This is a genomic window from Mannheimia indoligenes, assembly GCF_036880405.1.
GTDB classification, from domain to species: domain Bacteria; phylum Pseudomonadota; class Gammaproteobacteria; order Enterobacterales; family Pasteurellaceae; genus Mannheimia; species Mannheimia indoligenes.
The window spans coordinates 145,116-156,881 of the sequence record NZ_JBAJJM010000007.1 but is presented as its reverse complement, the minus strand read 5'-3'; the positions used below and the strand labels follow the sequence as shown (position 1 = coordinate 156,881).

The 11,766-nt window shown below is 39.4% G+C and carries 6 protein-coding genes and 2 tRNA genes; 5 read left to right on the top strand and 3 right to left on the bottom strand.

Annotated features, from left to right (window positions below; all coding sequences use genetic code 11):
* Positions 1 to 204 precede the first annotated feature (204 nt).
* From aceE to V6W77_RS05835, 5 genes are all read left to right on the top strand, one after another.
* Positions 205 to 2,862, top strand: a complete 2,658-nt coding sequence (aceE, locus tag V6W77_RS05855; protein ID WP_334254077.1) for a pyruvate dehydrogenase (acetyl-transferring), homodimeric type — start codon at positions 205 to 207, stop codon at positions 2,860 to 2,862.
* A 108-nt stretch (positions 2,863 to 2,970) separates the two neighbouring features.
* Positions 2,971 to 4,875, top strand: a complete 1,905-nt coding sequence (aceF, locus tag V6W77_RS05850) for a pyruvate dehydrogenase complex dihydrolipoyllysine-residue acetyltransferase (RefSeq protein ID WP_334254076.1) — start codon at positions 2,971 to 2,973, stop codon at positions 4,873 to 4,875.
* 70 nt (positions 4,876 to 4,945) lie between these two features.
* A complete protein-coding gene (gene lpdA / locus V6W77_RS05845; protein WP_025236141.1) occupies positions 4,946 to 6,370 on the top strand; it encodes a dihydrolipoyl dehydrogenase in 1,425 nt (474 codons plus the stop codon).
* A 199-nt stretch (positions 6,371 to 6,569) separates the two neighbouring features.
* Positions 6,570 to 6,645 (top strand) — tRNA-Gly (locus V6W77_RS05840).
* A 15-nt stretch (positions 6,646 to 6,660) separates the two neighbouring features.
* Positions 6,661 to 6,734 (top strand) — tRNA-Cys (locus V6W77_RS05835).
* 148 nt (positions 6,735 to 6,882) lie between these two features.
* Here V6W77_RS05835 and V6W77_RS05830 read toward each other — a convergent pair.
* The 3 genes from V6W77_RS05830 to V6W77_RS05820 are packed head-to-tail and all read right to left on the bottom strand — an operon-like array spanning position 6,883 to position 11,765.
* Positions 6,883 to 7,635: a hypothetical protein gene (locus V6W77_RS05830; protein ID WP_283385729.1), complete on the bottom strand. Its 753-nt coding sequence runs from the start codon at positions 7,633 to 7,635 to the stop codon at positions 6,883 to 6,885.
* 2 nt (positions 7,636 to 7,637) lie between these two features.
* Positions 7,638 to 9,677: a hypothetical protein gene (locus tag V6W77_RS05825; protein ID WP_334254075.1), complete on the bottom strand. Its 2,040-nt coding sequence runs from the start codon at positions 9,675 to 9,677 to the stop codon at positions 7,638 to 7,640.
* A gap of 48 nt (positions 9,678 to 9,725) precedes the next feature.
* Positions 9,726 to 11,765, bottom strand: coding sequence for a phage tail protein (locus V6W77_RS05820; RefSeq protein WP_334229116.1), 2,040 nt, complete (start codon positions 11,763 to 11,765; stop codon positions 9,726 to 9,728).
* Between the last annotated feature and the right edge of the window lies 1 nt (position 11,766).

Here is an 11,766-nt window from a genome sequence, read left to right as displayed (position 1 = left end):
TTTCTGTAAAAAACGTTTAAAATCAAATAGATAATTAGTTTACTTGTGGTTTTTAGTCTTAAGTTTCAGCTAAGAAGAAATTCAAAATAGCGATTTAAGATGAATTTTTTCGATCAAAATTGGTCTAAAAACCATCAAACAAGCAAAATTTGTTAAAATTTTGTTATTTATACTTCAATCATTAATTTAATAAGGAAGAATACTATGTCAGAGAACTTGAGAAATGACGTAGATCCAATCGAAACTCAAGATTGGTTAGCATCACTCGATTCATTAATTCGTGAAGAAGGTCTAGAGCGTGCTCAATTTATTGTTGAACAAGTTATTAGCCAAGCTCGTGCTGGCGGTGTTTCATTGCCAACAGGTACAACGACAGATTATGTAAACACGATTCCTGTTTCTGAGCAACCAGCTTATCCGGGTGATCATAAAATCGAGCGTCGTATTCGTTCTGCGGTACGTTGGAACGCGATTGCAACAGTACTTCGTAGCCAGAAAAAAGATCTTGACTTAGGTGGACATATCTCAACATTCCAATCAGCGGCTACAATGTATGAAGTTTGTTTCAACCACTTTTTCAAAGCCCCGACTGAGAAAAATGGCGGTGATTTAATCTTCTTCCAAGGACACGCTGCTCCTGGTATGTATGGTCGTGCGTTCTTAGAAGGTCGCATTACTGAAGAACAAATGGATAACTTCCGTCAAGAAGCTTTTGTTGATGGCTTATCTTCTTACCCTCACCCTAAATTAATGCCTGAATTCTGGCAATTCTCAACTGTATCAATGGGTTTAGGTCCTGTTAATGCTATCTACCAAGCACGTTTCTTAAAATATTTAGAACATCGTGGCTTAAAAGATACCGCAGATCAAAAAGTATATGCGTTCTTAGGTGATGGCGAAATGGATGAAATCGAATCTAAAGGTGCATTATCTTTCGCAGGTCGTGAAAAATTAAATAACCTTATCTTCACTATTAGCTGTAACTTACAACGTTTAGATGGCCCGGTAAACGGTAATGGTAAAATCGTTCAAGAATTAGAGGGCGTATTTACCGGTGCCGGCTGGGAAGTGATTAAAGTACTATGGGGTAGTGAGTGGGATAAATTATTCGCAAAAGATACTTCAGGTAAACTAAGCCAATTAATGATGGAAGTGTTAGATGGTGATTATTTAACATTTAAATCAAAAAGCGGTGCTTATATACGTGAGCATTTCTTCGGTCGTTACCCGGAAACCGCAGCATTAGTTGCAGATATGACAGATGATGAAATCTGGGCATTACGTCGTGGTGCACACGATTCTGAAAAACTTTACGCAGCGTATGCGAAAGCACAAAAATCAGACAAGCCAGTTGTGATCTTAGCTCAACAAGTAAAAGGCTACCGTATTCCTGAAGCAGAAAGTAAAAATACTGCTCACCAATCTAAGAAAATGTCATTAGAGAGCTTAAAAGGCTTCCGTGATTACTTTGAATTGCCATTAACTGATGAGCAAGTTGAAAACTTAGACTACATCAAATTTGCTGAGGGTTCAGAAGAATACAACTACTTACACGGTAAACGTAAAGATTTAAACGGTTATGTACCGGTGCGTAAACCGAAATTCACTGTTGAATTCAAAGTGCCTGAATTATCGGAATTCCAAGCATTATTAGATGAGCAACCGCGTGGTATTTCAACTACGATGGCATTCTCTCGTGTGTTAAATACCCTATTAAAAGATAAAAATATCGGTCAGCAAATCGTACCAATTATTGCGGACGAAGCTCGTACTTTCGGTATGGAAGGTTTATTCCGTCAAATCGGTATTTACAATCCATTTGGTCAAAACTATGTGCCATCAGACCGTGATTTAGTAGCTTACTACCGTGAAGCAAAAGATGGTCAAGTATTACAAGAAGGTATCAATGAGTTAGGTGCAACGGCATCTTGGGTTGCTGCTGCAACATCATACTCTGTAAGCAATTTACCGATGATTCCATTCTTTATCTACTACTCAATGTTCGGCTTCCAACGTGTAGGCGATATGATGTGGTTAGCAGGCGACCAATTAGCTCGTGGTTTTATGATCGGTGGTACATCAGGTCGTACAACCTTAAACGGCGAAGGTTTACAGCACGAAGATGGTCATAGCCATATCCAAGCAGGCGTAATTCCGAACTGTGTAACTTATGACCCGGCATTTGCATTTGAAGTGGCGGTAATCGTTCAAGATGGTATCCGCCGTATGTATGGTGAAGCTCAAGAAGATGTTTTCTACTACATCACAACATTAAACGAAATTACAGACCAACCGGCAATGCCAGCAGGTGCAGAAGAAGGTATCCGTAAAGGTTTATATAAATTTGAAACGGTTGAAGGCAAAGGTAAAGGTCGTGTTCAATTATTAAGCTCAGGTGCAATTATGCGTCATGTTCGCTTAGCGGCTCAAATTCTTGCAAATGACTATGGTGTAACCGCAGATGTATTCTCAGCTCCATCATTCAATGAGTTAGGTCGTGATGGTGCGGATGCTGCACGTTGGAACTTATTACATCCAACAGAGGAACAACGTGTTCCTTATGTAGCACAAGTGTTAGCAGATGTGCCAACAGTTGCAGCAACTGACTATATGAAACTATACGCTGAACAAATTCGTGCGTATGTACCAAGCAAACACTATCACGTGTTAGGTACAGATGGTTTTGGTCGTTCAGACAGCCGTGCAAACTTACGTGAACACTTTGAAGTTGATGAGCGTTATGTAGTAGTTGCAGCACTTGCTCAATTAGCGAAAGAAGGCACAGTGGAAACTAAAGTTGTTGCTGATGCTATTGCTAAATTTGGCTTAAATGTGGATCGTATTAACCCATTATATGCGTAATACAAGCGGTAAAATTTAACGAAAATTTTGCAAAATGGGGTGGGGAAACCCACCCTAAATTTGTAAGGATAAAATCAGTTTATCTGTTTACAAAAGAAGGATTTTAAAATGTCAAAACAAATTAATGTACCAGATATCGGTTCAGATGAAGTAAGTGTTACTGAAGTGATGGTAAAAGTTGGCGATACTATCTCGGTAGACCAATCAATCATTAACGTAGAAGGCGATAAAGCATCTATGGAAGTACCGGCACCGGAAGCAGGTGTGGTAAAAGAAGTATTAGTAAAAGTAGGTGATAAAGTTTCAACCGGTTCCCCAATGTTAGTATTGGAATCAGCTGATGCTTCACCAGCGGTTGAAGCTCCAAAAGCAGAAGTGGCTCCTGTTGCATCGGTAGCAACCTCAGCAGTTGTTGAAGTTAATGTACCGGACATTGGCTCAGATGAAGTAAACGTAACCGAAATTATGGTTAAAGTAGGTGATAGCGTTGAAATTGATCAATCAATCATTAACGTTGAAGGCGATAAAGCGTCAATGGAAGTTCCTGCTCCGGTTGCCGGCGTGGTAAAAGAAATTTTAATCAATGTAGGCGATAAAGTTTCAACAGGCAAATTAATTATGAAGTTTGAAACAGCATCATCTGCACCAGCACAAGCAGCTCCGGTTGCAGAAGCTGCTGCACCTGCTCAAACATCAGCATCTGCAATTAAAGATGTGAATGTACCGGATATCGGTGGCGATGAAGTAAACGTAACTGAAATTATGGTTAAAGTAGGAGATTCTGTATCAGAAGAGCAATCTTTAATTACTGTTGAAGGCGATAAAGCATCAATGGAAGTACCGGCTCCATTTGCAGGTGTAGTAAAAGAAATTTTAGTGAAATCAGGTGATAAAGTTTCAACCGGTTCATTAATTATGAAATTTGAAGTAGCAGGTGCAGCACCTGCACCAGCAGCTACTCAAGTGGTTTCAGATCCTGCTCCACAAGTAGCCGCTCCAGCGAAAGCTGATGCAGTTGCCACAGGTCAAAACCAATCTGGTTTAAATCAAGAACAAGTGGTTTCAGCAGCAGGTTATGCACACGCAACACCTGTAATTCGCCGTTTAGCTCGTGAGTTTGGTGTAAACTTAGATAAAGTAAAAGGTACAGGTCGTAAAGGTCGTATCGTTAAAGAAGATATTCAAGCATACGTTAAAACGGCAGTTCAAGTATTTGAAAAACAAGGTGGAACAGCTGCTGCGGCAACAGGTGCAGCAAACGGTGCCGGTTTAGGCTTATTACCGTGGCCGAAAGTTGATTTCAGTAAGTTTGGTGAAGTTGAAGAAGTTGAATTAAGCCGTATCAATAAGATCTCTGGTGCAAACTTACATCGTAACTGGGTAATGATTCCACACGTTACGCACTTCGATCGTACAGACATCACAGAATTAGAAAACTTCCGTAAAGAACAAAATAAAGAAGCTGAAAAACGCAAGTTAGATGTGAAAATCACGCCTGTGGTATTCATTATGAAAGCGGTAGCAAGTGCATTAGAAGCGTTCCCACGTTTCAACAGCTCAATTTCTGAAGATGCACAACGTTTAACATTGAAAAAATACATCAACATCGGTGTTGCAGTAGATACACCAAACGGCTTAGTTGTTCCGGTATTTAAAAATGTAAACAAAAAAGGCATTATCGAACTTTCTCGTGAATTAATGGAAGTATCGAAAAAAGCACGCGAAGGTAAATTAACTGCGTCAGATATGCAAGGCGGTTGTTTTACTATTTCAAGTTTAGGTGGTATCGGTACTACACACTTCACCCCGATCGTGAATGCACCGGAAGTGGCAATTTTAGGCGTGTCTAAATCTGAAATGCAACCGATTTGGAACGGCAAAGAATTTGAGCCACGCTTAATGCTTCCATTGTCATTATCATTTGACCACCGTGTAATTGATGGTGCTGATGGTGCAAGATTCTTAAGCTATATCAATGGCGTATTAGCAGATATTCGTCGTTTAGTAATGTAATTTTAACAAGCGGTTGTTTTTGTAAAAAATTTTGCGAAATCGACCGCTTGTATAACAAATTGAGGCAAATATGAGCAAAGAAATTAAAACACAAGTCGTGGTACTTGGTGCAGGTCCGGCGGGTTATTCAGCAGCATTCCGCTGTGCAGACTTAGGTTTAGAAACGGTAATCGTTGAACGTTATTCAACTTTAGGTGGTGTATGTTTAAACGTAGGCTGTATTCCGTCTAAAGCATTACTACACGTTGCAAAAGTAATCGAAGAAGCCAAACACGCCGTGCATAATGGTGTAACATTTGGCGAGCCGACTATTGATTTAGACCAAGTTCGTGCAGGTAAAGAAGCTGTTGTATCAAAATTAACGGGTGGACTAGCCGGTATGGCGAAAGCTCGTAAAGTACAAGTGGTTGAAGGAGAAGCGACATTTACAGGTCCGAACACATTAGTAGCTCGTGATCGTGATGGTAATCCAACAACTGTTACCTTTGATAATGCGATTATCGCAGCAGGTTCACGCCCAATTCAATTACCATTTATTCCACACGAAGATCCGCGTGTTTGGGATTCAACAGATGCCCTAAAATTAAAAGAAGTTCCTAAAAAACTTTTAATTATGGGTGGTGGTATCATCGGTTTAGAGATGGGTACGGTTTACAATGCTTTAGGTTCAGAAGTGGAAGTGGTTGAAATGTTCGACCAAGTGATTCCAGCAGCGGACAAAGACATTGTGGCAATCTATACCAAACAGATCGAGAAAAAATTCAAGCTAATGCTTGAAACTAAAGTAACTGCGGTTGAAGCAAAAGATGACGGTATCTATGTTTCAATGGAAGGTAAAGCGTGTAACGACACTAAACGTTACGATGCTGTACTAGTTGCTATCGGTCGTGTGCCAAACGGCAAATTAATTGATGCAGGCAAAGCAGGCGTACACGTTGATGAGCGAGGCTTTATTCCGGTTGATAAACAACTTCGTACCAATGTGCCGCATATCTTTGCGATCGGCGACATTGTGGGACAACCAATGTTAGCTCATAAAGGTGTTCACGAAGGACACGTTGCAGCAGAAGTAATTGCCGGACAAAAACACTACTTCGATCCGAAAGTGATTCCATCAATCGCTTACACTGAGCCGGAAGTTGCTTGGGTAGGTAAAACTGAAAAAGAGTGTAAACAAGAAGGTTTAAACTACGAAGTTGCTAAATTCCCTTGGGCTGCTTCAGGTCGTGCGATTGCTTCTGAATGTTCAGAAGGTATGACAAAGTTAATTTTCGATAAAGACACTCACCGCTTATTAGGTGGTGCGATTGTAGGTAGTAATGGTGGCGAATTATTAGGCGAAATCGGCTTGGCAATTGAAATGGGCTGTGATGCGGAAGATATCGCATTAACCATTCACGCTCACCCAACCTTGCACGAATCTGTAGGCTTAGCGGCAGAAGTGTTTGAAGGTTCTATCACAGACTTACCAAACGCAAAAGCTAAAAAACGCTAATTTATAACCACTAGCAAGCGGTTGATTTTTGTAAATTTTTTGCAAAAATCAACCGCTTGATTATTTTTAAGTCTCTAATCAAGTCGAGTGAAGTTTTTTTCAGCATTCAGCTGTAGAAGTTTCATTTTGTCATTGACATAAAATCATAAATCCGTAAAATGCACCTCATTCCACAACGCAGTGTTGTGAAGCCTCAAATGCGGGAATAGCTCAGTTGGTAGAGCACGACCTTGCCAAGGTCGGGGTCGCGAGTTCGAGCCTCGTTTCCCGCTCCAATTTTCAAATCTTACGGCGTGTTAGCAAAGCGGTTATGCACTGGATTGCAAATCCATGTAGCTCGGTTCGACTCCGGGACACGCCTCCATCAATTCTAAGCAACTATATACATAAAATAGTATTTTCTAAGTAAAATCAATAACTTACCTATTTTAAGCTACGCAAATATTAGCAAACACCAACATACATACACAAAAAAATGGTAGTTGCTATGGTAGTTACTGAGTCTTGAACTGCTATAATTCTAATGCGTTAAGATATCTGCTTGATAGCTGATCTTGCTGAGCTAATTCTCTTTGCGATAATAACCCTTGCCAAATTAGTAACTCAAATACCTCAACCTCTGTATTACCAGAAAACCTTGGAGAATTAAAAATATGCCAATTGCTATCATTTCTTAAGCTCCAATCATCTGTTAGTGCTTGTAGTTTTTGCCATCCAAGGTTATTAACATTCATTCGCATTTCTTTCAGCTCTGCATCTATCTGAGCAATGATATGTAAATCATCAGTTGCAGTTAGATCTAAATCTGATGCAAATCGATAGTTAATAAACCGTTGGATGCGTCCGCCAGGTGTACCTATATTAACGTACAATCTGACAGCATAGTGGTATTTATTTGGCTGTGATGCTGGGACGTTAGTAATCATTAGACCAATACCACCATTATCAGTTAAGCTGCCGCATACCCAGCCAATTTTAGATGTGCCATTTGCATCATACATTTTCGCAACTGCTTTAATGGTTAAGCTATGGACACCATTGGTTGTAAAATCTGTCTCGATATGTTTACCCGGCATACCTTTGATGCCTTTTTGAGTAAAGATTGCTTTGTTTGATGTGATCTTAGTATTATTAACTTGATCAGCTAAATTAATCATATTTTTAGGGTTGTTTGAGCGCAATCCAAATATTAAATCTGTATAGCGTACAATACCGCCAAATGCCGGCATACCTTTAAAATCTGCTGAATTATTTACCACGTACATAATTAAATAAATCCTCTTGATTGGTGAATATTAAACATAATAGCTGGGTTGTGTAACTTGTGTGTATTACCCAATGGATCAATAACTTGATCTGTATCGCCATGTGAATCTCTTAAGTTACCGAAAGCGTTGGGCTTAGTATCTTCTCGCCCTAAACAATAAGACAGTTGGGCATTTGTTTGTTTGCCGTTAAAATTAACTCTAACCGTTTTGTAATCCACTAACTCAACACTACGGATAGCATTTGTTTGTAGCTCGCCATTTACCCAAATATCGAAACCTTGGTTAGGTTGTTGTGGGCAAAAATAGGTATCAAGCACAAGCTCACCACAAGGCACATGAAATTCAATGTCGCAATGTGTATCTGTCCAATGGTAACGAATTGGTTCAAGTGGACGCCATTTCCCCATTTTTGAGTGTAAGGTATATTCCATCGCTCGAGCAAAGTAAGCACCCATCACCCACGAACCAACGTGTGAGGTATGTACTTTGTCACGGTTATTTTTAGGGATAGCATAGACCGGTACAGCTAAAATAACCCGATCATTAGATTTAGACATAAACCATTGAGCTGTTGCTATAGGGTTAACATTGAGAGACTTACCATTAATCTCGTATGAGCGATGTGCTTCGGTTTGATATGTGATTACATACGGTAAAAAATCCTGATTTTTGTTGTTTAAAATGACATTGTCTATTTTGTCTATTAATGATTGCACCCGATTCTGATATTCAAAAATGTCTGCCGTGATAGACTCATCAAAACTATTAAGCTCTCGCAAGATGGCATGATGGTTTGCCTCACCTTGGATGTAGCAAATGGCTGCTACCGCGGATGTTTTATTTTTTGCGATTGCTGTATCCACAACATCCATAATATGTTTTTCTAATACCTCAAATTGAGTGCCATTAATGAGAGCTTCAACATTTAGTCCACCTCTCCCGCTTGATGTACCAAGCATAACAAAATCACTTGCATTTGATTTTTGACTACGTTCCAAGCATCGGCGAGTAAATTCGTTGCAGATACTAGATGTGGGCGATTCATTTTGGCTTGGATTGTAGGTCCTAATATCTTTCTTGTTGCTAATTTGCCCAATAGATGCCTCCACTAAAGGAGCAAAATCCGAGGAATAAAAGCTATGCTGAGGTTCCGCTCTTGTGCCACCGGCTAGCATTAAATTCTGATAAGGTTGTAATTTGCTAATCTCCATGCCTTGCAATGGCTCGTCTTTATTGCTTGTACTGCCATCTGATAACGATTGACCATAAACTACAATATGGTTAATGTCTTTTTTCCGCCATCCATAAGGTAAGTTTTGCCGTTGTTTTTCGGATTGCTGGTGCAGTTGATTAGCATATCCAACAAGATTGGCAATATATACGCTACCATCTCTATTGATTTTAAATGGGCATCGTCCCGCTGCATCTGTAATTGCAAAGCCATTATCAGAAAAATCGATTAAATGGTTAGGTGCATATAAATACTCACCGGCTAAACCAAAGATAATCGAGTGCAACTTAGCATTAACAACAGCATAGTCAACTCTCACTCCTCGATCGTCATGTACGTCAGATAGCACATTTTTGAGTAAATTAAGCACAGTAAAAAGGATAGATAAATCACTGTAACCTTGTTTGATAAATCCAAGATCGGATTTTTGATAAATACCATTTTTCGCGGGGTCATCATCATTAATGACAATAGCGTAATTATTAACATTAAGATTGCTATCGACCATATCTTGATAAGTTGCGAAATTTTTCGAACCTAAAATACTAGATTTAACTAATTCCCATCCATTATCAGATCGAATATATCTTTCCCCTGTTTCTGCCACTTCGGCGATCGTACCAATTGGCTTAGATTGGTCCGCCATTAAATCTCTTAGATTTGTGTATCCAACAGAGTTGGACATAATGACGCTATCTAAATGTTTGAACATGTTGTTAATTTTACTAAACGCAACTCTTGCTGTATCACCACTACCATCATTTGGTTGTTGTCCAATGTTTACTAAATCTTGCTCTGCAATCGCCATAAAAACTCCAAAAATTCCAATAAAAAAGCACTCTCGAGAGTGCTTTGCTTAGATTATTACTGAACCAGCAAAAACTTTTGCTGATTCGTTCCCTGATATATCTACTGATGAAATCCAGTAGTATGATGTTCTTTCAACTGTATCAATATACTTTGAATATTCTCCTTTTGTTGTATTAACAGACACGAGTATATTCGCATCATCAACGTTATTTTTTTCACTGCGATAAATGATATTGTGTAGATGGTCTATATTCTGTGGAGCTTTCCACCTTAATGTGACAGATTTGTTTTCTTTAGATACACTCAGATAACTTGGTGGGTCTGGAGGTATAGCTATCGCCTTAATAGAGATAGTATCGCTGATTACCCAATCTGACTTTTTTAACATAGAATTAAATGCTCGCACTTTAACTCTATATAAAAAACCTAAATCTACCTCATCTAATTCGTGATGGAATGCAGTATCAAATGTTCTAAATTCACGAACTGACATATATTCAGTCGTATTTTTATCTCTCTTTTCAACGACCACACTGTATGACACACCATCATCATCAACTTTATCCCAGCTTGCTGATAATTGAGATTTGTAGAGATTGGGTTCACCACTAATGATAAGATTCTTTATAACATCGGGTTTCCCATCGTCTGAAACCGGCTTTTTGGTTTCATCAATTATTTTTTCATCTACTTGATAATCCCAATAATAAAATTCAGGTCGTTCCGAACTGAGAGTTAAATCGATTCCACCGCCTTCCGCAAAGGAGAATTCCGTTACGCGAAAAGTAGTCCCAACTTGAAAAATCTCGGGGATATTGAGTTCTACCACATCCCATAAGCGAATAGGCAAAACAGCCCAGTTACAGTTCAAATTAACAGTAATAGTATTATTACCTTTCACGAGCTGAATTTTAGCTAACCGTTGAGCGATAGCCCCATTGGTCGTATAAGGCAATTTAATATCTTGTTTTATCTCTTCGCCTTGATAACGTTTAATATAGCTGTCGTCCCGTTGGGGTGGGAAATCTGTTTCGTTCCAGTTATGAGTAGGCTCAATGTAAGAACCGGATACAATATTGAACAATTCGTTACGACTAGGCTTCATCCTCACAGTTGGAGCTTCACGCAACATTTCTGTCGTGATCGTGAAAGTTGGGTAGCTGTAAGCTCCGGCATAAAAACGATACTTACCTTGCGAAAAGACTAAGTTACCGTGGCAAGACGACTGCATATCTTCAATGATTTTTGCTGGAGCAGCAGACATATCAATTACACCATCTAAAGTGTAGCGTTTAACAAATCCGGCTCTCCCATTTGTGTCGTATCGGCTATCTTTACTCGGCACTTTTTCATCGCAGATATTCGCAGCTGTGATGAACGAATCGAAATCAATCAAATCATTTGGCACTGCTTTACCTTCTTTGGCTCGTAACCAGTCTAAAATACATAAAGCTGGATTATTTGAGTGAACCATCTGCTTAATACGTGGATCATATACTGGCTTACCTTTAATCAAAAATGAAAGGTTTGGTACACCATTTTGAAACGCATTTGAATCATATTTTAAACGCACATAAACATAAGATACGCCATTTAATGTATGCGATTCAGACCATTCTCCGGGTTTATTTTTAACTAAAAGACCCATTGCTGCTTGTTGTTGATACCCTCTGCGATAATACATCCAAATTAGTTTCTCAAATTTTGGATCATCACTTTTATCATCGTTAATCCAAAAAATAGGGTCGATTTCATGGACTCGTCCATGTGCAACAACAATCACCATATCAAGATATTTTTTAGATTTGTCAGAAACCGAGGCATACACAAGGGCCCCGCCGGCCCGCACTGTGCCATAAATAATGCGTCGATTAGCTGCAGCCTCTTTAATTGTCCGCTTTAAATCTTGCTGTGGTATGCTAGGAGCTTTAGCTTTGGTTAGCTTACTACCTATTGTGGTAATAGCAAAAGCGGTTGCCATACCAAGGGCTGCAGCCCCGATAGCTCCAATTGTTGCAATAACTGCAGCCGATGTTGAAATAGCTGCTGCGGCAACTGAAGCTATTATAGGAACTACCATTGGCATA

Coding starts and splice junctions, on each gene's coding strand:
- V6W77_RS05820 (WP_334229116.1), bottom strand. CDS start 11,765: ATGCCAATGGTAGTTCCTATAATAGCTTCAGTTGCCGCAGCAGCTATT.
- V6W77_RS05830 (WP_283385729.1), bottom strand. CDS start 7,635: ATGTACGTGGTAAATAATTCAGCAGATTTTAAAGGTATGCCGGCATTT.
- V6W77_RS05825 (WP_334254075.1), bottom strand. CDS start 9,677: ATGGCGATTGCAGAGCAAGATTTAGTAAACATTGGACAACAACCAAAT.
- aceF (WP_334254076.1), top strand. CDS start 2,971: ATGTCAAAACAAATTAATGTACCAGATATCGGTTCAGATGAAGTAAGT.
- lpdA (WP_025236141.1), top strand. CDS start 4,946: ATGAGCAAAGAAATTAAAACACAAGTCGTGGTACTTGGTGCAGGTCCG.
- aceE (WP_334254077.1), top strand. CDS start 205: ATGTCAGAGAACTTGAGAAATGACGTAGATCCAATCGAAACTCAAGAT.